The following is a 20,923-nucleotide window of genomic DNA, read 5'->3' as shown; positions in this document are numbered from 1 at the left end:
CTTCACGCGGCGGCGCGCTTCCGTATCCGTCAGCTCCCCGCCCGCGCGGGCGCGGTAGAAGGCGACGGCGCGGGTGAAGTCGTCCCGCGCCACGCGGTTGCGGCGATCCGCCAGCGTGCGGAGCAACTGGCGGGATGACGTGCCGAGTTCCGCTTCCATGGCGACGTCGCCGTCCTGCGCGGCGCCGCGCAGCAGGCCCTGCGCTTCCTCCAGCGACAGGCCATATCGGGTCAGCCCTTCCTCCAGCAGCTTGCGTTCCTGGTCGCGGTCCAGGAAACGGCGGCCCTGGGTCTGCAGCTTCACCAGTTCCGTGAAGCGGGCGCGGCCCGCGGTGTCGGTCATCGTCATCGGGATGGCTGCCTTCCTTCCTGGAAGCCGCGCACCGTTCTGGCGCGCGCGGGATGGGGTTCAGAAATCGAGCGTGGCGGGCCGCAGCGCCGGGCCGCGGGGGTTGGGGGACGGTGCCTCGAACCCCTGGCCCTGGGTGCGGGGCAGCGCGCCCTGCACGCGCTGGTTCAGGCGTTCGATCGCTCGCATGATGCGGCTGGCCTCGACACCCAGCGGTGCATCGGTGGGGGTCAGCACCAGCTTCACCTTGGGCAGGGGGAACAGGTCCACCTCCACCTTGTCCACGGTGAAGCCGCCGATCTCCCCGGCATCCATGATGCCGCGCACGATGGTGCGCTGGATCGCGGACAGGGGCCCGGGATTGGCGCGGGCATGGCGTTCCAGCATCCGCTCCAGGTAGTCGCGGTCGCCCTCCGTCAGTTCGCGCGCCTGGCCGAAGGTCAGGCTGAGGCTGGGGAAGAGGCTGACGGCGGATTCGATTTCCTTCAGCTTGTAGCCCGCGACATCCATCAGCCAGGTGAAGTCCTCCCGCGCCTGGTCCTGGGCGGCATGGGCGGGGCGGCGCATGAAGCTGCTGGTGCTGAGGCCGAAGCCGAAGGTCTCCAGGATGCCGGCCCACAGGCGTTCCGCCCGGTCGCCGAGCGTGTCGCCGGAGGGCAGGTCCTGCAGCGGCACCGTCACCACGGTGCGCGGGACATGCGCCGCGCCGGGCGCCGTCTGCGCGCCCGCGGCGGCGGGCAGCATCAGCAGGGCCGAGAGGGCGATGCCCATCAGGGCAGGGGCTTTCGCGTGCATGGTCGGCATTCCTCCGGCGTCAGCGGGACATCAGCATCTGGCGTTCGGCGATGCGGCGCTGGGCGGCGCGATCCGCGGGCGGCAAGGGCACCAGCCCGGCGAGTGAGAGGTAGCCGCCCGGCCCGCCGGCCTGTTCGCTGCTGGCCTCGTTCAGGAATTCCCGCAGCCCGCGCACCACGCCCACGCCCTGCACGTTCCGCCCGTGCTGGCGCTTGGCGTAGAGGTAGTAGGTTCGCGACTGCTCATAGCTGCCGCTCGCGATGCTGGCCGCCGTTGGCAGGTCCCCATCCAGCGTGACGGCGAGGAAGTTGCCGCCGCTGGCGACCAGCTGGTCGTAGCTCATCACCGCCAGCGTGCCGGGGGGCGCGGCCAGCAGCCGGGCGGGCACATCCGTGGCGGGCACCGGAATCACCGCGCTGTCGTTGCGCAGCGTCACGCATTTGCCGTGGCGGTAGCTGGCTTCGAAGATCAGGCGGATGTCGCGGACGTGGCGGCATCCCGCCTCCAGGATCAGATCCTCGAACAGCATGCGCGTGCCGCTGCCCGCGGCAGGGACGATGACGCGGATCGGCAGGCGGGGCAGGCCGGGGCCGATATCGGCCCAGCTGCCGAAGCGGTTCGGAACGAACTCGCCCTCCACCGGCTGTTCCGCCGCCAGCGCCGACCAGACCTGCCGGGAGCTGACACTGGGCAGCACTTCGCCCCGCCGCGCCGCCAGCACCACGGCACCGAGGCCGATCTGCAGCTCGACGATGTCCCGCACCCCGTTGGCGGTGCAGTTCTCCACCATGGCGCGCGGCATGCGGCGGGTGGTGACGGCGATGTCCGGCGTCTGCACGCCGGTGCCGGCGCAGAACATTTCCAGTGCCTGGCTGGATCCGATGGCGCGGAGATGCGGCAGATTGGCGCCGTCGAAACGCTCTGCGAAATTCTGCGCCAGCAATTGCGCGATGCCGGCGGAGGAGCCGGAGCTGACGATGATGAGGCGATCGCGCAGCGTCAGGCTGCTGGCTGCGGCACCCGCCGGCGTGGGCACAGGCGCCGCGCCCGACCCCGACCCGAGCCCCGACCCCGTCTGGGCCGACGCGCCGGCAGCGCCCAGCGCGACAAGGGCGGCGATCATCGGCAGGAAGGTCCGTCGCACGGGCTTCTCCTTCATGGAGGATGGGGGCATGGAGGGTAAGGGGAGGGTCATGAGGGCCGGCCCGGTGGCGTCATGGCGGCCGCGGGCTGCGCGGCCGGGCCGGACAGCGCTCGCAGCAGGGTTTCCTGCACCGCCTGCTCCACCGCGAGGCGCGCCCGCGCCTGCGCCAGCCATCCCGCCAGCAAGGGCTGCAACCCGGCATCCAGCGCCGCCGCATCCGCCACCGCGCCGGCGAGGTTGCCGCGCCGCAATTGCTGCGCGACCGCGCTGATCGCCACCTCCTGGTCGGAGGGCGGCGGCGGTGCCGCGAGGCCGATGGCGGCGAAGCCCCCGCGCAGCATCCCGAAGCCCTGGTTCAGCAGGCCGCCGGGCTGCGGTGCGCGGGCGATGAGCTGCGGCATCAGCGCGGCGAAGCGTTCTCGCAATTCAGGCTCCGATGGCAGGCCGCGCGCGGCATGGCTCATCAGCACCTCCGCCACCGGGCGCGGCAGGGCGCCGGCGGGGGCCAGGTCCGCCATGGTCTGGAACTCCCGCAGCCAGGGGCGGGGCGTGGCGATGCTGGATTGCAGCAGCAGGGCCGCCGCCAGGAAGCGGTCGCCCTGCGGGCCTCGCTGGGCCAGCGCACCTTCGAGCCGCTGCGCCGCGGCTTCGGCGCGGCCGGCCTGCGTCTCCGCGCGTTCCGCCTGCACCTCCGCCCGCCGGGCCGCGTCCAGCGCCGGGGCGACCGTGGCCTCCACCTGGAGGAGGCTGGGCCTGGCTTCCGCCGCGGCGGGTGCGGGGGCGCGCAGCACCAGGGCGGCGATGACCGCCACTGCCACGCCGCCGCCGAAGGCCAGCGCGGGCACGACCAGCGGGGGCACAAAGCGCGGGTGCGATCCCGCCGGCGGCCCGTTGACCGGGGCCGGCATGGTCAGAAGCCGCGGGCTGGGGGGGCGGTGCTGCGCTGACACGGGTCTTCCGGTGCTGGGCGATGCGGGTTCGGAGGCCGCACCATGCGCTGCCGCCCCTTACCCGCCGATTAAGCCCGGCGCCGCACTGCACCATTTTCGACCCGGTACCTGTCCAGGGCCCCGCCGCCGCGAATCCGCCCTCGCCCGGGCCTTGACCACCGGGACCAGGGGGGCGAACTGGCACGCATCACCGCCGACGAGAATTGACGCCATGCCGAGGCCCCGCCGCAGCGCCCTGTTCATGCCGGGCTCCAATGCCCGTGCGCTCGACAAGGCGCGGGGCATCGCCTGCGACACGATCCTCTTCGACCTCGAGGATTCGGTGGCGGCCGGCCAGAAGGCGATGGCGCGGGACCAGGTGGCGGCGGCGATCCGCGCCGGCGGCTATGGGACGCGGGAATTGGTGGTGCGGGTGAACCCTTTGGGCAGCGCGCTGGTGGCGGATGACATCCGCATGGCGGTGGCCGCCGGTGCCCATGCCGTGCTGCTGCCCAAGACCGAAAGCGCGGCCGAGGTCATGGCGGTGGAACAGGCGCTGGCGGAGGCGGGGGCACCCGCCGGCATGGGCATCTTCGCCATGGTGGAGACGCCGCGCGCCATCCTGGCCGTGGCGGCGATCGCCGCCCGGGCGGAAGCCGGGCGCCTCCAGGCGCTGGCCGTGGGGCCGAACGACCTGGCGAAGATGACGGGCGTGCGCGCGGGCGGGGACCGCGCCCCGATGCTGTCCTGGCTGTCGCAGGTGGTGCTGGCGGCCAGGGCCTATGGCCTCTCCGCCCTCGATGGCGTCTACAACAACTTCAACGACGATGCCGGCTTCGAGGCCGAGTGCCGACAGGGCCGCGCCATGGGCTTCGATGGCAAGACGCTGATCCATCCCCGCCAGGTAGGCCCCGCCAATGCGCTGTTCGGCGCGTCGGAGGAGGAACTGGCCTGGGCGCGCCAGGTGGTGGCCGCCTTCGACCAGCCCGGCAACGCCACCGCCAATGTCATCAACCTGGATGGCCAGATGGTGGAGCGGCTGCACCTGGACCAGGCGCGGGCGCTGCTCGCCTCAATCGCGTAGGGCGGGGCGCCGCAGCAGGGCGATGCCGACGACAAGGGCCGGCAGCCCGCAGGCGGCAAAGCCCCAGCCATGCTGGCCGGTCAGGCTCAGCACCAGCGCATAGGTCAGCGGCAGGATCAGCGCGCCGAGCTGCCCGCTGGACAGCACGCCGCCCGTGGCTGCGCCGCTCATGCCCGGCGGCGCCAGGCGCGCGGCTTCCGACAGCAGCACGCCATGCCAGGACATCGCCGTCAGGCTGATGCCGATGGCGACGGTGGCGAAGAGCGCGAGCGGCCAGCCGGCGCCGGACAAGCCCAGCAGCCCGGTGCTGACGGCCATGCCGAGCGACAGCGCGCCCATCAGCATCCGTGGCGCCACGCGTCCGCTGCCGAGCCAGCCCCAGAAGATGCGCGCCGGCACCGCGACCACCATGGCGAGGGAGAAGACGGCACCCGCCGTCGCCAGCCCATGGCCGAGTTGCGTGAGGTAGATGACGAAGAAGCCGATGAAGACGGTCTGCAGCCCATTGAAGGCGAAGCAGGCGAAGGCGAGGTTGCGCAAGGCCGGGCTGCGCGACACGACGAGGCCGGACAGCCACAGGTCGCTGACCTTGAAGCTGCGGCCCGGCATGCGGTCCCCGTCGAAGGTCGCGCGCAGCGGTTGCAGCGCCACCGCGAAGACCAGGCAGAACAGCGCCGCGATCTCCAGCGCCGCCCGCCAGCCGAGCCAGGCAGTCAGCCAGGGCCCGACCAGGCCGGACAGCAGCAGCCCCGCCGGCACCGCCGTCTGCTTGATGGAGAACACCAGCGGTGCCTGCTTGGGCGGCGAATAGCGGCCCAGCAGGTGGGAACTGGCCGGGGTGGAGACCGCCGAGCCGCCACCGCCGATGATGGCCGAGATCGCGAAGAAGATGAGCGGCCCGACCGCCGCGGCAGCCAGCCCGATGGCCAGCATCACCAGCGCCAGCTGGCTCATCCGCAGCGCGCCCCAGCGCAGGATGAAGCCGCCGCAGCCCATCTGGAAGGCCAGGGAGGAAGCCGCGGCCAGCCCGACATAGACCCCCGCCAGCGCGGGATCGAGGTCGAGATCCAGGATGATGGCGGGCGCGATGATGGAGGGCAGGTTGCGGCCGAGCGCGGCGCAGGTCTGCTGCATGAACATCGCGCCCAGGACGACCAGCAGCAGGCGTGGAATTGCGACGGCCATGATGCCTTGCCGGACGCTCCCTGTGTCTGTGCCCAGGATAGGCGCGGCGCGTGGGGGCCGGAAGCCGCGCCAGGCTTCGCCCTGGCCCGCTTCCCCGGCATGATGCGGCCCGGCATGATGGGCGGATGACCGCCGACCACGTGACCTCCCCCCAATCCCCCTACGCCCTGCTGGGCGGGGAGGATGGGCTGCGCCGCCTGACGCGGCGCTTCTACGCGCTGATGGACGAATTGCCGGAAGCCGCCGCCTGCCGGGCCATCCATCCGGAAAACCTGGCGCAGTCGGAGCAGCGGCTGTTCGAATACCTCTCCTTCTGGTTCGGCGGCCCGCCGCTGTTCCTGAAGACGCGCGGCGCGCCGATGCTGCGTGCCCGCCATTTGCACGCCCCGATCGCGGGGGCGGAGATCGAGGGCTGGATCGCCTGCTTCCGCCAGGCCTGGGCGGAACAGGTGACCGATGCGGCGCTGACCGACGCCGTGCTGCCTAAGGTCATGGCCATGGCGCTGCACATGCGCAACCGGGAGGATGGGGCATGAGCCTGCTGTTGCGCGGCGCCGATGTCGTGCTCACCATGGATGCCGCCCGCCGCGAATTGCGGGGCGGCTGGGTGCATGTCGAGGGCGGCGTCATCACCGCCGTCGGCGCCGCCGACGAAGCCCCGCCCGTGGCCGCGGACAGCATCGACCTCGCCGGCCATGTCCTGATGCCTGGCCTGGTGAACACCCACCACCACATGTACCAGTCCCTGACGCGCGCCCTGCCGGCGGCGCAGGATGCGGAGCTGTTCGATTGGCTCGGCGCGCTCTATCCCGTCTGGGCGCGGATGACGCCGGATGCGCTGCGCATCGCGGCCGCGACGGCGATGGCGGAGCTGGTGCTGACGGGCTGCACCACGGCGGCGGACCACCACTACATCTTCCCGAACGGCTGTACGCTGGATGACACGATCGAGGCCGCGCACCAGGTCGGCATCCGCTTCCATCCCACGCGCGGCGCGATGAGCCTCGGCCAGTCCAAGGGCGGGCTGCCGCCGGATGCGGTGGTGGAGGATGAGGCCGCGATCCTGGCGGACATGGAACGCGTGGTTTCGCGCTTCCATGACCCCGCACCGCTTTCCATGCTGCGCATCGGCATCGCGCCCTGCTCCCCCTTCTCCGTCACGCGGGAATTGATGCGGGACGCCGCGGGCTTCGCGCGGGCGCGCGGCCTTCGGCTGCACACGCACCTCGCGGAGAATGACAAGGACGTGGTGTTCAGCCGGGAGCGGTTCCGCTGCACGCCGGCGGAGTACGCGGAGGAACTGGGCTGGGTCGGCCCCGATGTCTGGCACGCCCATTGCGTGAAGCTGGACGAGGCCGGCATCGCGCTGTTCGCGCGCACCGGCACGGGTGTCGCGCATTGCCCATGCTCCAACATGCGCCTTGCCTCGGGCATCGCGCCCATCCCGGCCATGCGCCGCGCGGGCGTGCCGGTCGGGCTCGGGGTGGATGGATCGGCCTCCAATGACGGCGCGCATATGCTGGGGGAGGCACGCCAGGCGATGCTGCTGGCGCGCGTCGGCCACGGCCCCGCGGCGATGACGGCGCGGGACGCGCTGGAAATCGCGACGCTGGGCGGTGCCCGCGTGCTGGGCCGCGACGATATCGGCGCGCTGGTGCCGGGGATGGCGGCTGACCTGGTGGCCTTCGACCTCGGCGGCATCGACCACGCCGGCGCGGGTGCCGACCCCGTGGCCGCGCTGGTCTTCTGCGCGCCGGCCCGCGCGGCACTGTCTGTCATCAATGGCCGCGTCGTGGTGCGGGACGGGCGGCTGCTGACGCTGGATGAGCGCGCCCATGCCGCGCGTCACCGCGCGGCCGCGGCGGCGCTGCTACAGGGCTGAGGCGCAGTCGAGGACGACGTTGCCGATCACCTCGCCGCGCGCAACGAGGTCATGCGCCTCCGCGCAATCTTCCAGCGGCATGACGGCGCCGATGGCGTGCTGCAGCGCGCCCGCTTCGAGCCACCGCGTCATCGTCGCCAGCCCCTCCGCGCGGGCGGCGTCGGGCAGGCCGTAGACGATGAAGAAGCGCACCGCGGCGCCGGAGAGGATCATCGGGAAGAAGGGCAGCGCCGCTTCCGCCTTGCCGCTGCCGTAGCAGACGCAAAGCCCGTCCTTCGCGATGATGGTCGGCAGCAGCGCGCCATTGGCGGCCAAATCCACTTCCACCACGCGATCCACGCCATGGCCACCGGTCAATTCCTTCACCGCCGCGGCAACGTCCTGCGTCCTGTAGTCGATCACGGCATCCGCGCCCGCCGCCTTCGCATGCGCCGCCTTGCCAGGGCTGCTCACGGTGGCGATGACCTGCGCGGCGCCCAGCAGCTTCGCCATCTGGATGGCGTAGTGCCCGACCGCACCCGCACCGCCCGCCACCAGCACCCGCTGCCCGGCCACGCCGCCATCGATCTGCACCGCGCGCCAGGCTGTCAGCGCCGGGATGCCGAAGCAGGCCCCGGCCTGGAAGCTGGTATTCGCCGGCAGTTGCACGGCCTGCGCCGAGGGCAGCGCGATATACTGCGCCGCCGTGCCCAGCGCCCGCTGCCACTGGCCGTTCCAGACCCAGACGCGCTCGCCCATCCGCGCGGGATCGACGCCATCGCCCACTGCCTCGATCGTGCCGGCGCCGTCGCTGTGCGGGATGATCCGCGGCGCCAGCATCGGCCGGCTGCCGCCCCGCGCCTTCCAGTCGGACGGATTGACGCCGGAGGCGGCGAGGCGGACCAGCACCTCGCCCGGGCCTGGCGTCGGCGTCGGCATCTCGCCGACCACGATCACCTCCCTCGCGGGTCCTGTCCGCTCATACCAGGCTGCGCGCATCGTGATGTCCCTACTGGTCCAGCCTGATATTGCCGATCCGCACGGCCTCGCGCGAGGTCTCCATCTCCTCCCGGATCACGCGTGCGTAATTGGCGGGGGTGATGGCCTCGGCAGCCGGGATGGCGCCGCCGAGGCTTTCCAGCCGCTGCCTGGTGGTGGCGTCATGCATGGTGCGGGCCAGCGCGGCGCGGAGCGTCTCCACCACATCGGCGGGCAGCCCCGCGGGGCCGAGCAGGCCGAGGGTGGTGGTGAGTTCCTGCTGAACCAGCCCGGCCTCCCGCAGCGTCGGCACATCCGGCAGCTGCGCGGCACGGTTCGCGGAGGCCACGGCGATGATGCGCGCGCGGCCATCGGCATGCAGCGGCAGGGCGGAGGAGAGCTGGTCGAACACCACCGGGATCGTGCCGGCGATCAGGTCGTTGATCGCGGGACCGGTGCCGCGATAGGGCACATGCACGAGATCCGCCCCCGTGCCGGCGTTGAACAGTTCGATCGCGAGATGCGCACCGGAGCCGATGCCGGCGGTGCCGGCGGAGAACTGGCCCTTCTGCGCTTTCGCCGCTGCGACGAACTCCGCCAGGTTCCGCGCCGTGACCTGGCGGGAGACCATCATCACGATGGGTACGCGGTAGCAGATCCCGATCGGCGCCAAATCCCGCAGCGTGTCGTAGGGCAGTTGCGCCATCGCGACGGGGAAGAGGGAAAGCGGGCCGGTGGAGCCCAGCAGCAGCGTATGGCCATCCGGGCGGGATCGCGCGACATGCTCCGTGCCGACGATGCCGCCCGCCCCCGCGCGATTATCCACCACGACCGGCTGGCCGAGGGCAGCCGACAGCGTGGGCGCCAGCAGCCGTGCCGTGAAATCCACATTGCCGCCGGGCGGGAAGCCCACGACGATGCGCACGGGGCGGTCAGGGAAGCGCGCCTGCGCGCGCAGCGAAGGCGCGGCGAGGGTGGCGGCGGCGGCCAGCATCAGGGTCCGGCGGGTGGTCATGGCATGGTTTCCTCGGATTGCGCGCGGCGCTCGGCGAATTCGCGCACCAGCAGCGGGATGGTGCCGCCGGCGCGCCAGATCTGCACCATGCGGGGGGAGAAAGGTTTTGACTGTCGCGTGCTGCCATCGGCCAGGGTGACGATTCCCGTGGCGGGATCGGCGGCGATGACATCGCCATCCCGTACCGCGCCCTGGATGCCGGGGCAGATCATCACGGGCAGACCGACATTCAGGGCGCGGCGGAGGAAGCCCGAATCGCAGGACTCCACGACCACGACGGCGATGCCGGAGGCTCGGATGGCGACGCTGACTTCCACATGGTTGTGATGGGCGAAGTTGCGCCCGCCGACGACGATGTCGCCCGCCTGCACCGCCGCTGGAAATTCCGGACGCAGGCGGCGGAAGCACATGGCGCGCAACGCGTCCTCGTCGAATTCCTTGCCGAAGCCGTCGCGGATGATGGCAAATTCGATGATGCCGTCGTCGCCGGATACGTCATCGCCGAAGACCCAGGCGCGGCCACGAGGCGTCATGGCCCCGCCTCCGCCATCAGCGGCCGAGGATCGGCGATGCGCCCTTCGATGGCGGAGGCCGCGACCACCGCCGCGCCGGCCAGGTGCACAAGCGCGCTGCGTGCGCCGTTGCGGCCGGCATAGTTGAACTGCTGGGTGGAGATCAGCACTTCATGGTCGTTCAGCACGCCCTGGTAGCCCCAGCAGGTGGTGCAGCCCGGCGCCAGCACCGTGGCGCCCGATTCCGCGAAGATTTCCAGAAGCCCCTCCCGCGCAGCCGCGGCATAGACGTTGCGGCTGCCTGGCGTGATGTAGAGCGTGACATGCGGCGCCACACGGCGCCCGCGCAGCAGCCCGGCCGCGATGCGCATATCCTCCAGCCGCCCGCCGGAACACGACCCGATCGTCGCCTGGTCGATCCGCTGGCCCGCCACATCGCCGACCGGCACGGCGGCGTGGAGGTCCGGCGGCAGCGTCACCATGGGCGCGATGGCCGAAAGGTCGTAGGCGAGGTCGGCGATGTAGGGCACGCCAGGGTCGGCCTCCACAACCTGCCAAAGGCGGCCCGCCGCGCGCTGTTCGACGTAGCGCAGCACCAGGTCATCCACCGGCATCACGCCGGTATAGGCACCGCTGTGGAACAGGCTGGCGAGGATCGTCTCCCGCTCATCCAGCGACAGCGTCGCGATGCCGTCGCCCGCGAATTCGACGCAGGCCTGCAGCAGCGCGCTGTTCGTGGTCTGGTCGCGCAGGATGGTCTGGATCACATCCCGCGCGCCGACGCCGAAGCCCAGCCTGCCCGTCAGCGTGATGCGCGCCGATGGTGGCACCGCGATCCAGTTGCCGTCCTGGATCAGGGCCACGATCACCTCCGTCGAGATCGGCAGGTTCAGCGCGCCCAATGCGCCGATGGAGGCGATGTTGCCCTCATCGGAAAAGATCAGCGTGCCCGGCCGTGCGAAGCCGCGTTCCGTCAGCACCAGGTGGCGCAGGCCATTGCCGGGGCCGAAGAAGGTCTCGATCCCCTGCTGCGCGCACCAGTCGCGGAGCGTCCGGTGCGTCTCATGGTGGTGCGATCCCATCGCCGCGCTGGTGGAATGGTCGATCACCATGATCGCCTTGTCCGGGCGCGGGATGCGATCGACGCCGATGCGTTCCAGGTTGCGCTTGTGGCCTGGCCAGAAGAGTTCCTGGCAGGCGACATAGTCCGGGGAGACGGTGACGTAGTCACCGACCTCGACCGCCGGTAGGCCGGCGGCGCGGGCGATGATCTTCTGCGCGACGCTGCGCGGCGCGATGGCCATGCGGTGTTTCCCCTGGTGGCGGGCCATTAGGCCAGCACTATGACCTTATGCCCGCCACCGGGGAGTGTCCATCGGCCCCTCAGGGCAGTTGCGCCAGGGTTCCTGCCTGCGCGCGTTCCACCGCCCGTTGGGCATCCTCCGGCAGCAGCAGCCGCTCCGCCACGGCGCGATCGGCCGCCGCGCGCACGGCGGCGACATAGGCCGCGTTGTCGGCATAGCGTTCCGCGATCGAAAGCCGCGGATCATTCGCCGCCAGGCGGGCTTCCCGCGTCGGGGCGAAGGGGGAGACCGCGCCTTGCAGCGGGAACAGCGTGCCGGCGCCGAAGCCCTCCGCGCGGGGATTCCAGCCGGTATAGCTGGCGCGCGGCACGGCGAGTGGCAGCATGCGGATGCCGGCGATCGCCATGCCATCGGCATCCGCGCGCGGCACGAAGACCGGGTATTCCCCGATCAGCCGCGGTGGCAGCACCGATTGGTCGGAGATGGCGGCGCCGGTGTAGATGCCGGCATAGGGCAGGCCGGGGATGCCAGCGGGCACGGCCTGCGCCGCTTCCACCAGTGTGCCATGGGCGCGCATCGGCACGCGGCTGGCGGGCGGCTCCACCCCTTCCGCGATCCAGGCCTCCATCGCCACCAGCAGCGCACGCATCGGCGGGCCGGCGTGCATGGGGTTGGTCGGCAGCGCCATCGTCGGCGCGCGGCGGACGCTGTCGGCGGGAGGCGCGTAATGCGGCGTGCCCGCCACCATGTAGGCCCGCACATCCGGCGGCAGGTCGATGTGGTTGCCCGCGACATCGGTGACGATGAGCGATGCGCGCGAGGCCCACCATTCATGCTCGCTGTCCGTGTGCATGATCTTCGGGCAGGTGCCGTTCAGCCGGCAGCGCATCAGGATGCCATCGGTGCGGCCGGACAGCGGATCGCGCATCGCCGCATAGGTGAAGGGGAAGGTATCCGCCTGCCAGGCCGGGTCCTGCGGGTGGCGCGCATTCCGCCCCGGATTGCCGAAGCGGTAGTTCGTCGCCATGCGCCGCCCGCCCGCGATATGCGGGATGACACCGTCGAAGACCATGCGGCCGCGCATGTCCTCGTTGAAGCCCTGCCAGAGGAAGTCGCGCAGGAAGCGTCCGGATTGGGAGACGCCGAAGCCGATGGTGCGCCGAACCGTGGAACGCCCCTGCGCAGCCAGCGGGTTGGCCGCACTGCCATCCCGCCGCAGGAACGCCGCGACATCGCGCGTGGCGGCGAAGCCCAGGCCGAGGACGATCGGATCCTTCGCGGTGTAGGTCACCTCATACAGCGCCGCCGCATCGAAGCCGCTGGCGGGGCGCGTGATCTCCACGCTGCGCGGGCCGGTGGCGCGGATGGCCATGGCGGCTGGCGTCTGCCGCGCATCCGCCCAATGGCCGCGCACCGTGACGGCCAGGCTCGCCGCATCCGCGATGGGCCAGGTCAGCGTCGCCGTCGCGGGATTGCGCGTGTGGTCGAAGATGAATTCATCGCGGGATGGTCCGGTAATGCCAGTCAGCACAGGTGCCGTCATCGCCAGCTGGTTGGGGCGGGAAGGAATGTCCGCCTGCCAGCCGATCCAGGCCATGGCGTAGCCCTGCCGGTGCAGGAAGCCGATGCCAGCATCCGCGGCCTGTTCAGCCCGCGTCGCGCCGGGCTGCGCCACATCGTCGAAGAGCTGCGGCGCCAGCTTGGTGCCGCGATTGGGCACATCCACCAGCAGCGTGCCATTGCCGCGTGCGGGGTCCGCGGGACGCAGCACCACCACATCCGCCGTGGCTTCCACGCGCCCCTGCGCGTTGCGCGGCGCGCGTTCGATATCCGCGATCACGGCATTGCGTGGATCAGTGGGGTCCACGGCGATGGTGGCGCGGCCGGTGATGCGGAGATAGGTGCCCACCCCCTCGAAGCTCCGGCCCTGGAAGGCGGGCACGCTTTCCAGCACCTCGAACCGTATCACTTCCGAGAGGGCGGGGGAGGCGATGGCCCCGATCCCGCCGGCGAGCATGCAGGCCCGCAGCGTGCGTTTCATGCGACTTCCTCCACTGCGCGCATCTCGGTGGCGCGCTGGCGAAAGCGTCCTCCACTCCCGCCGCGCTGGCAACCGCTCATCGTCGCCGGATGCGGATCGGCGATGCCGGTGCCTGTCGCAGGTGGTCGGGAAAGACGCGCGCCGCGAAATCGGCGAAGGCGCGCACCTTGGGCGCGGTGAAGCGCGCCTTGGGATAGGCAACGTAGAAGACCTGCGCTTCCGTCTCCCAATCCTCCAGCACCGCGCGCAGGCGACCATCCCGCAGATGCGCATGCGCCAGCAGGCCGAGCACGTAGCAGAAGCCGCCGCCCTGCGCGGCCGCGTTCAGCAGCGCGTCGCTGCTGTTGAAGGCCAGCGGCCCCGCGGGTTCCACCACCACCCGTTCGGCCCCGCGCTGGAAGCGCCAGGCGCGCGGCGCGGCGCCCGTATCCGCCACCCAGGCCAGGCCCTGCGCCGGATCGATGGCGCCGGGATGCGGCGGAGCGCCATGTCGTGCCAGGAACGCCGGCGCGGCGCAGACCACATGCGTGCTGCGATAGACGGGGCGGGCGACGAGATCGCCTGTCTCCACCTCATCCATCCGGATCGCGACATCGATGCCGCGCCGCGCCAGGCTGTCCACATCGTTCCCCAGGATGGTCACCACGCGCAAGCCGGGATGCGCGGCGGCGAAGGCCGCCAGCGCCGGCGCCAGCACCATGTGGCCGACGGCGATCGGCACCTGCACGCGCAGCACGCCGCGCGCTGCATCGCCGCCTGCCCCGGCCTCCGCCTCCTCCATCGCGCCCAGGATGGCGCGGGCACGGGGCAGGAAGGCCTCACCTTCCGGTGTCAGGCGCAGGCTGCGCGTGGAACGATGCAGCAGCGCGCAGCGGAGATGCGCCTCCAGCGCCTGGAGCTGCGCCGTGACGGTGGGGGCGGAAAGGCCAAGCCGGGTTCCCGCGCCGGCGAGGCTGCCCGCCTCCGCCACCGCCACGAAGACCTCCATCGCGCGCAATCTGTCCATGCGCGCAGCCTATCGCATTATTCGGAAAAGCCGAAGGCTGTATTCGGCCGTAGCCTGATGCTGCGCCGTTGCCCTCCGGCCGCCACGGGTGAACCCTGCGCCGGTCCAAGCCAAGGGGAGCGGCGCCGGTCACATGGCAGCGGGGGAGGGATTCGACCTGGTGGTGGCGGGCTGCGGCGTGGCGGGGCTGTCCGCCGCCGTGGCGGCTGCCGAGCAGGGCGCGCGCGTCGTCGTGCTGGAACGCGCGCCGCGCGCTGAACGGGGCGGGCAGAGCCGCTACACCGAAGCCTATCTCCGCATGAAGAGCGAGACCGAGGTCACCGACGACTTCGAGACGCACCTGGCCGAGAATGGCGCGCTGCCCTACGCCGACCCGGACCTTGCCCCCGAAGTCTCCCGCCCCATGGCGGACCGCGCCGGCCATGCGCGCGCGCTGTCGATGATCGACCCCGACGTGGTGCAGGAATTCGCCGACCAGGCCGGGCCGACCATCGCCTGGCTGAAGACGATGGGCGTGCGCTTCGATTTCCTGCCGACGCAGTTCCTGACGAAGTCCCAGCCCCGCCTGCTGCCCGTGGGTGGTGGCGCCGCGCTGGTGGAGGCGCTGGCGAAGCGGGCGGAGGAACTCGGCGTGGCATTCCGCTACGAGACCACGGCGCAGAAGCTGATCCAGGACGATGAAGGCCGCGTCACCGGCCTGGTGGCGCGGAGTGCGGGCCGCAATGTCCGCTTCCACGGCCCCGTCACGCTCGCCTGCGGCGGGTTCGAGGGCGATGCGGAGATGTCCACCCGCTACCTCGGCCCGCGATCCAGTTTCCTGCGCACGATCTGCAAGGGCGGGCTGTTCAACCGGGGGGAGGGCATCCGCATGGCCCTCGATATCGGTGCGGCGCCGAGCGGCGATTTCGGCAGCTACCATGCGGAGCCGATCGACCCGCGGTCGTCGATCGCCGAGCCCTCCGTCTTCCTCTTCCCCTACGGCATCCTGGTGAACAAGGAAGGCCGCCGCTTCGTGGATGAATCACCGGGCACGGTGGACGCCACCTATGAACGCGTGACGCGCCGCATCTACGATCAGCGCGACGGCATCGCCTGGGTGATCCTCGATGCCCGGCACAGGGATATCCCGAACTGGCGTCTCGGCCTGCGGACCGACCAGCCACCGATCGAGGGCGAGAGCATCGAGGCCCTGGCCCGCGCCGTCGGCCTGCCGGAAGCCACGCTGGCGGAGACGGTGGCGGAGTACAACGCCGCCTGCGTGCCTGGTGACTGGAAGCCGTTGCAACTCGATGGCCTGGCGACGCGTGGGCTGAACCCACGAAAATCCAACTGGGCGACGCCGCTGGTGACAGGGCCCTTCCACGCCTATCCCATCATCTCCGCCAATGTCTTCACCTTCGGCGGCGTGCGCGTGGACGGCAAGGCGCGGGTGCTGGACACCGGCGGCGATCCCATCCCGGGCCTGTATGCCGCAGGTGAGGTCGTGGGCATGTACTACGGCACTTATACCGGCGCGACCTCCGTGCTGAAGGGGCTGGTCTTCGGCAAGCTGGCGGGCGCGGATGCGGCGACCGCAAGGCGCAACCTGTGACGCAGAACCTGGAAGGCCGCGTCGCGCTGGTGACGGGTGCCGCGGGCGGCATCGGCAGCGCCACGGCGCGGGCCTTGTTGGCGCGGGGTGCGCGGCTGGCGCTGGCGGATCGCGCGGCGCCTTCGGCTGAGGACGCGCTCAACCTGGCCGTGGATGTCACGGATTCGGCGCAGGTCCGCGCCATGGTCGACCGCGTGGTCGCCGAATACGGACGGCTCGACATCCTGGTGAATGTCGCGGGCACAGTGTCGATGGGCGCGGCGGCGACGCTGCCGGAGGCCGAGTGGGACCGCGTGATGGCGGTTAACCTGAAGGGCAGCTTTCTCTGCTGCCAAGCGGTGATCCCCGCGATGCGCGCCAACCGGCGCGGCCGCATCATCAATATCGGCTCCATCATCGGCAAGAATGGCGGCAATGCGCGGCCCTGGATCGACGCGGCGGAGCAGGACCGGGCGAGCAACGTCGCCTATGGCGTCTCCAAGGCCGGGGTCCATGCCATGACGGCTTTCCTGGCGCGCGAACTCGCCGCCGATGGCATCACGGTGAATGCGGTGGCGCCCGGGCCCATCGCCTCCGCCATGACGACGAATTTCCCGGCAGCCCTCCAGGCGCTGATCCCGGTGGGCCGCATGGGGCGGGCGGAGGAGGTGGCGGCCGCCATCGCCTTCCTCGCAGGGCCTGACACGGGCTTCATCACCGGCGAAGTGCTGGACATCAATGGCGGCATGTGGAGCGACTGACGTGATAAAGATCTGGCACCACAGCTTCACCGTGCTGGGCAATCTGCCCGCCTATGCCGATGCCATGGCCGCGCATCTGGCCCGCGCCAGCGCGCCGGGGACGGAGGTGGTGATGCATGGCATGGACCCGAACACCTACCTGACCGAATATCCCGGCAACGACATCAGCTTCAGCTACCTGCAATCCCTGCACAGCCAGCAATTCGTGCTCGGCGCCATCGCGGCGGAGGAACAGGGCTTCGACGCCTTCGCGATGATGACGCTGCCCGAACCCTCCCTGATGGATTGCCGCAGCCTGGTGGACATCCCCGTAGTGGGCTACGGCGAAAGCGCGATGCTCGCCGCCTCCATGCTTGGCCAGAAGATCGGCGTGCTGCTCTTCATCCATGGCATGGCGGGCACGGTGGAACGCAATGTGGAGCGGATGGGGCTGACGTCCCGCTTCGTCGGCGCGCAGCCCGTCTCCTTCACCTTCAACGACGTCCTGGCCGCCTATGCCGGTGATCCGTCGGAGGTGGTGTCGCGCTTCCAGGCCGATGCGCGCGCCCTGATCGCGCGCGGCGCGGATGTGATCATCCCCGGCGAGGCGCCGCTCTGCCTGCTGCTGTCCAAGGCCGGCGTGACGGAGGTGGATGGCGTGCCGGTGCTGGACCCAGTGACGGCGACGGTGAAGGCGGCGGAGATGATGGTCGGCATGCGCCGCATCACTGGCGCGAAGCCGAGCCGCCGCGGCTATTTCCAGGCGAAGCCGCCGCGCGAGCGCGTCAAGGAATTGCTCAAATTCTACGGCATCGATCGCGTCGGCGGCTGAGCGCAACAATCGGGAGGAAACAACGATGATGGAACGGCGGACCCTTCTGGGCCTTGCGGCAGGCATGGCAGCGATGCCGGAAGCCTTCGCGCAGGAACGCTTCCCGACGCGCGGCCTCCGCATCGTGATTCCCTTCGCCGCTGGCGGCAGCACGGATATCCTGGCGCGCCTCTGCGCCCAGATGCTGACGGAAAAGCTCGGCCAGACCACGGTGGCGGAGAACATCACCGGCGCGGGCGGCACCATCGGCGCGCAGCGCGTGCTGGATGCGCCTGCGGATGGCTACACGCTGATGGCGGGCACGCCGGGGCCCATCACCATCAACCCCCATCTGCAGCCCCGCATCCCCTACCAACCCCTGCGGGATTTCGAGCCCGTGGCCTTCGTCGGCGCCAGCCCCGCCGTCGTGGTGGTGCGGCGCGAAAGCCCGATCCGGACCATCGCGGACCTGGTCGCGGCCGCAAAGGCGGAGCCGGGCAAGCTCACCTACGCCTCCGCCGGCATCGGTTCCTTCGCGCATCTGTCAGGCGAGTTGTTCAAGTGGCGCGCGGGCGTCGATCTGACGCATGTGCCGTATCGCGGCACCGCCCCCGCCGCCACCGACATCATCGGCGGCCGTATCGACGTGATGTTCGAGAATTATCCCTCCGTGCAGGGGAACCTCACCGGCGGAGAACTCCGCACCATCGCCATCGGCGCCACCGCGCGCTCCGCCCTTCTGCCCGGGGTGCCGACGGTGGCGGAGGCGGGTGTGCCGGGCTACGAGAGCACATCCTGGTTCGGCCTCTTCGCCCGTGCCGGCATCCCGCCTGCGGCGCTGGCCACGCTGAACGCCGCGATCAATGCCGGCATCGCGGAACCGGCGATGACAGCACGGCTCGCCGGCCTCGGCATCGAACCCGCGGGCGGCCCGCCCGCCGCCTTCCGCGACTACATCGCGCGGAAGCTGGCCGAGACGGGCGAGTTGATCCGCACCGCCCGAATCACCGCCGAATGAAGGGGAACGCCATGACCACGCTCTCTCGCCGCGCCGCGCTGCTGGCGGCCCCCGCCATCCTCGCGCTGCCTGGCGCGGCGCGCGCCCAGGCCTGGGCGCCGACGCGTCCCGTGCGCCTCGTCGTCGCCTATCCGCCGGGGGGCGCGACGGACCTCGTCGCGCGCTGGGTGGCACGGGAACTCACCACGCGGCTCGGCCAGCCGGTGGTGGTGGAAAACCGGCCGGGTGCCAATGGCATCCTCGGCAGCCAGGCGGTGCAGCAGGCGGCGCCGGACGGGCACACGCTGATCTTCACCACGGCGGACACGCATTCCGTGAACCCCGTGGTCTATCGTCGCCTGCCCTACCAGCCGCAGAGCTTCGTGCCGGTTTCCGCCGTGGCGCGACTTGTCTTCTCGCTCGTGACGCGGCCGGGACTCGGGCCGAAGACGGCGCAGGAATTCGTGGCACTGGCACGGTCGCGCGCCAGCAACCCGCTGACCTTCGCCTCCTGGGGTATTGCCAGCACGTCGCAGGTGATGATGGAGACGATGAAGTTCGAGACGCGGACGGAGATGCAGCACATCCCCTTCCAGGGCGCCGCCCCCGCCGTGCAGGCGCTGCTGGGTGACCAGGTGGATGCGATGATGCTGCCGGTCGCGGTGGCCATCGGCCAGCAGGGACGCCTGCCGGTCCTCGGCGTCGCGACGGCGCAGCGCTTCTCCGCCATCCCGCAGGTGCCCACGCTGACGGAACAGGGTATCAACTTGGCGGGGGACCTCTGGCTCGCGATCCTGGCTCCCCCTGGGACGTCCACGGCCATCGCGGAACGCATCGCGCAGGAAACCCAGGCCTTCGTCCGTACCCCCGCGGCGCTGGAATTCCTGACGCCGAACGGCCTGCTGGCCGATACGCAGGATCGCGCGCGCTTCATCAGCTACCTCGCGGAAGATGACGCGGTGTGGCGGGCGCGGGTGGAACGCCTTGGCATCAAGCTCGACGATTGAAACGGGAATACATACGATGAAGTCCATCTACCTCGTCCTCGACATGGAAAATGATCTCGTCTCGGCCGATGGGCCGAACGGCAAGGGCCCGCTGGGCGCCCAGGTGCAGGGCCGCGGCATCATCCCGAAGACCGCGAACACCATCGCCAAGGCGCGCGCGGCCGGCGTGCCCATCGGCTATGTCCGCGTCGGTTTCTCCCCGGATTACCGGGAGGCCCCTTCCACCTCCGTCATCTTCAACGGCGCGAAGCAGCACGGGCTGTTCAAGCTCGGCTCCTGGGGCACGGAGGTGCACAAGGACCTGGCACCGCAGCCCGGCGATTTCGACATCGTCAAGCACCGCGTCAGCCCCTTCTACGCGACCAACCTGGAAGCGATCCTGCGCGCGCATGGCATCCAGCGCATCATCTGCTCCGGCGTCTCCACCGTGGCCGTTGTGCAAGGCTGCGTGCGGGACGGGCATGACCGGGACTACGTCATGACGGTGCTGGAGGATTGCTGCGCCTGCGCGACGCAGGAGGACCAGGACGCCGCGATCCGCGCGCTGCAACGCTTCGCGACCTTCACGACATCCGACGCCATCGACTTCGCGGCCTGAACCGCGCGAGAGGATAGAGCCATGGCCTTCCAGCCCACCCGCCGCGCGCTGATCGGCGCCGCGGCCGCCACCGTCGCAGCGCCAGCCCTGGCGCAGCCTGTCGCCGGCGGTCGTACCATCCGCATCATCGTGCCCTTCGGGGCCGGTGGCGCGGTGGATATCGTGGCGCGGCTGGTGGCGCAGGAAATCGGGCCACGGCTCAGCCAGACGGTGGTGGTGGAAAACCGCACCGGCGGCGGTGGCAACATCGCCATGGAGCATGTCGCGCGATCCACGCCGGATGGCACGACGCTGCTCATGGCCTCCCCCTCCGTCATCGTGAACCCGCATCTCTATGCGAGCCTCGGCTACGACCAGGCGACGCAGTTGGCGCCGCTGATGCTGGTGGGGGAGGTGCCTTCGGTGATGATCGCGCCCCCGTCCTTCGAGGCGAATGACGCGCGTGCCTTCATCGCCATGGCGCGAGCGCGGCCGGGCTTCTTCACCTTCGGGTCCGGCGGTTCGGGCACCACGGAACACCTGGCCAGCGAATTGCTGAAGCTGCGCGCGGGGCTGGACATCGTGCATGTCCCCTATCGCGGCGGCGCGCCGGCGATGACGGACCTGCAGGCAGGCCGGCTTTCCATGATGTTCACCAATCTGGCGCAGGCGCTGCCGCTGATCCGCGGCGGGCAGTTCAAGGTCCTCGGCGTCGCCGACCGCCAGCGCCATCCCGCGCTGCCGGATTCGCCGACCTTCGCGGAACAGGGGATCGAGGGCATCAACGTCACGGTCTGGTGGGGCATCATGGCCCCCGCCGGCATGCCCGCGGAGACAACGCAGCGCCTGCACGCCGTGCTGGCCGACAGCGTCGCCTCCTCCACCATGACCGCCGCGCTGGAACGCCTCAGCGCCAAGCCGCTCGGCGGCAGCATCGAGAGCTTCGCGCAGCGCCTCTCCGCCGAGGGGCGTTCCTGGGGCGAGGTCATCCGCGGCGCCAATATCCGGGCGGAGTGATC

At 70.9% G+C, this 20,923-nt stretch carries 21 protein-coding genes; 10 read left to right on the top strand and 11 right to left on the bottom strand.

Features of this window, described 5'->3' with window-relative positions:
• The 4 genes from ACTIE5_RS18130 to ACTIE5_RS18115 all read right to left on the bottom strand — a co-directional run.
• On the bottom strand, nt 1–348 hold a 348-nt coding region (locus ACTIE5_RS18130), incomplete at its 3' end, for a hypothetical protein (RefSeq protein WP_439551115.1).
• Between the two features lie 60 nt (nt 349–408).
• Entirely contained in the window at nt 409–1,143 is a 735-nt protein-coding gene (locus ACTIE5_RS18125; protein WP_439551114.1) for a hypothetical protein, read from the bottom strand.
• 19 nt (nt 1,144–1,162) lie between these two features.
• Nucleotides 1,163–2,287: a PstS family phosphate ABC transporter substrate-binding protein gene (locus ACTIE5_RS18120; protein ID WP_439551113.1), complete on the bottom strand. Its 1,125-nt coding sequence runs from the start codon at nt 2,285–2,287 to the stop codon at nt 1,163–1,165.
• 47 nt (nt 2,288–2,334) lie between these two features.
• Nucleotides 2,335–3,147, bottom strand: a complete 813-nt coding sequence (locus ACTIE5_RS18115) for a hypothetical protein (protein ID WP_439551112.1) — start codon at nt 3,145–3,147, stop codon at nt 2,335–2,337.
• A 301-nt stretch (nt 3,148–3,448) separates the two neighbouring features.
• Between ACTIE5_RS18115 and ACTIE5_RS18110 the strand changes: the two genes are divergently transcribed.
• A complete protein-coding gene (locus ACTIE5_RS18110) occupies nt 3,449–4,300 on the top strand; it encodes an HpcH/HpaI aldolase/citrate lyase family protein (RefSeq protein ID WP_439551111.1) in 852 nt (283 codons plus the stop codon).
• Here ACTIE5_RS18110 and ACTIE5_RS18105 read toward each other — a convergent pair.
• Nucleotides 4,289–5,485 carry an MFS transporter gene (locus ACTIE5_RS18105; RefSeq protein ID WP_439551110.1) on the bottom strand — a complete coding sequence of 399 codons (1,197 nt, stop codon included), beginning with the start codon at nt 5,483–5,485 and terminating at the stop codon, nt 4,289–4,291. The two genes, ACTIE5_RS18110 and ACTIE5_RS18105, sit on opposite strands and share 12 nt — an antisense overlap.
• 125 nt (nt 5,486–5,610) lie before the next feature.
• On the opposite strand from ACTIE5_RS18105, the gene ACTIE5_RS18100 reads away from it, so the two are divergent.
• Both ACTIE5_RS18100 and ACTIE5_RS18095 read left to right on the top strand, forming a co-directional pair.
• Nucleotides 5,611–6,021: a group II truncated hemoglobin gene (locus ACTIE5_RS18100; protein ID WP_439551109.1), complete on the top strand. Its 411-nt coding sequence runs from the start codon at nt 5,611–5,613 to the stop codon at nt 6,019–6,021.
• Nucleotides 6,018–7,367 (top strand): 8-oxoguanine deaminase, encoded by a 1,350-nt coding sequence (locus tag ACTIE5_RS18095; RefSeq protein ID WP_439551108.1) that lies wholly within the window; start codon nt 6,018–6,020, stop codon nt 7,365–7,367. The genes ACTIE5_RS18100 and ACTIE5_RS18095 overlap by 4 nt, the downstream gene beginning before the upstream one ends.
• Here the strand turns inward: ACTIE5_RS18095 and ACTIE5_RS18090 are convergent.
• The 6 genes from ACTIE5_RS18090 to ACTIE5_RS18065 form a co-directional block, all read right to left on the bottom strand.
• Entirely contained in the window at nt 7,356–8,345 is a 990-nt protein-coding gene (locus ACTIE5_RS18090; protein WP_439551107.1) for an NADPH:quinone reductase, read from the bottom strand. The genes ACTIE5_RS18095 and ACTIE5_RS18090 overlap by 12 nt on opposite strands.
• Before the next feature lie 10 nt (nt 8,346–8,355).
• Entirely contained in the window at nt 8,356–9,339 is a 984-nt protein-coding gene (locus ACTIE5_RS18085; protein ID WP_439551106.1) for a Bug family tripartite tricarboxylate transporter substrate binding protein, read from the bottom strand.
• Complete coding sequence (locus tag ACTIE5_RS18080) at nt 9,336–9,872, bottom strand: hypothetical protein (protein ID WP_439551105.1); 537 nt, start codon at nt 9,870–9,872, stop codon at nt 9,336–9,338. Before ACTIE5_RS18080 ends, ACTIE5_RS18085 begins: the two co-directional genes overlap by 4 nt.
• The gene (locus ACTIE5_RS18075; RefSeq protein ID WP_439551104.1) at nt 9,869–11,155 is read right to left on the bottom strand and encodes a 3-isopropylmalate dehydratase large subunit; all 1,287 of its coding nucleotides are present in this window, start codon (nt 11,153–11,155) and stop codon (nt 9,869–9,871) included. Before ACTIE5_RS18075 ends, ACTIE5_RS18080 begins: the two co-directional genes overlap by 4 nt.
• 79 nt (nt 11,156–11,234) lie before the next feature.
• Nucleotides 11,235–13,196 (bottom strand): alpha/beta hydrolase domain-containing protein, encoded by a 1,962-nt coding sequence (locus ACTIE5_RS18070; protein WP_439551103.1) that lies wholly within the window; start codon nt 13,194–13,196, stop codon nt 11,235–11,237.
• Nucleotides 13,197–13,272: 76 nt separating this feature from the next.
• A complete protein-coding gene (locus ACTIE5_RS18065; RefSeq protein WP_439551102.1) occupies nt 13,273–14,202 on the bottom strand; it encodes a LysR family transcriptional regulator in 930 nt (309 codons plus the stop codon).
• 133 nt (nt 14,203–14,335) lie between these two features.
• On the opposite strand from ACTIE5_RS18065, the gene ACTIE5_RS18060 reads away from it, so the two are divergent.
• From ACTIE5_RS18060 to ACTIE5_RS18030, 7 genes are read left to right on the top strand one after another with little or no spacing between them, the layout of a single operon-like run.
• Nucleotides 14,336–15,793 (top strand): FAD-binding protein, encoded by a 1,458-nt coding sequence (locus ACTIE5_RS18060; protein ID WP_439551101.1) that lies wholly within the window; start codon nt 14,336–14,338, stop codon nt 15,791–15,793.
• Nucleotides 15,790–16,533: an SDR family NAD(P)-dependent oxidoreductase gene (locus ACTIE5_RS18055; RefSeq protein WP_439551100.1), complete on the top strand. Its 744-nt coding sequence runs from the start codon at nt 15,790–15,792 to the stop codon at nt 16,531–16,533. Before ACTIE5_RS18060 ends, ACTIE5_RS18055 begins: the two co-directional genes overlap by 4 nt.
• A 1-nt stretch (nt 16,534) precedes the next feature.
• Complete coding sequence (locus ACTIE5_RS18050) at nt 16,535–17,344, top strand: aspartate/glutamate racemase family protein (protein WP_439551099.1); 810 nt, start codon at nt 16,535–16,537, stop codon at nt 17,342–17,344.
• Between the two features lie 25 nt (nt 17,345–17,369).
• Entirely contained in the window at nt 17,370–18,341 is a 972-nt protein-coding gene (locus ACTIE5_RS18045; protein WP_439551098.1) for a Bug family tripartite tricarboxylate transporter substrate binding protein, read from the top strand.
• 11 nt (nt 18,342–18,352) lie between these two features.
• On the top strand, nt 18,353–19,327 hold the full coding sequence (locus ACTIE5_RS18040) for a Bug family tripartite tricarboxylate transporter substrate binding protein (RefSeq protein WP_439551097.1): 975 nt from the start codon (nt 18,353–18,355) through the stop codon (nt 19,325–19,327).
• A 16-nt stretch (nt 19,328–19,343) separates the two neighbouring features.
• Nucleotides 19,344–19,925, top strand: coding sequence for a cysteine hydrolase family protein (locus tag ACTIE5_RS18035; RefSeq protein WP_439551096.1), 582 nt, complete (start codon nt 19,344–19,346; stop codon nt 19,923–19,925).
• 21 nt (nt 19,926–19,946) lie between these two features.
• Nucleotides 19,947–20,921, top strand: coding sequence for a Bug family tripartite tricarboxylate transporter substrate binding protein (locus ACTIE5_RS18030; RefSeq protein WP_439551095.1), 975 nt, complete (start codon nt 19,947–19,949; stop codon nt 20,919–20,921).
• Nucleotides 20,922–20,923 lie beyond the last annotated feature (2 nt).

Origin of the sequence: Falsiroseomonas sp. (assembly GCF_051859025.1) — a bacterium.
In the GTDB taxonomy this organism is placed as follows: Bacteria; Pseudomonadota; Alphaproteobacteria; order Acetobacterales; family Acetobacteraceae; genus Falsiroseomonas.
The sequence above is the reverse complement of the archived record's forward strand: the minus strand, read 5'-3'. Positions and strand labels throughout refer to the sequence as shown.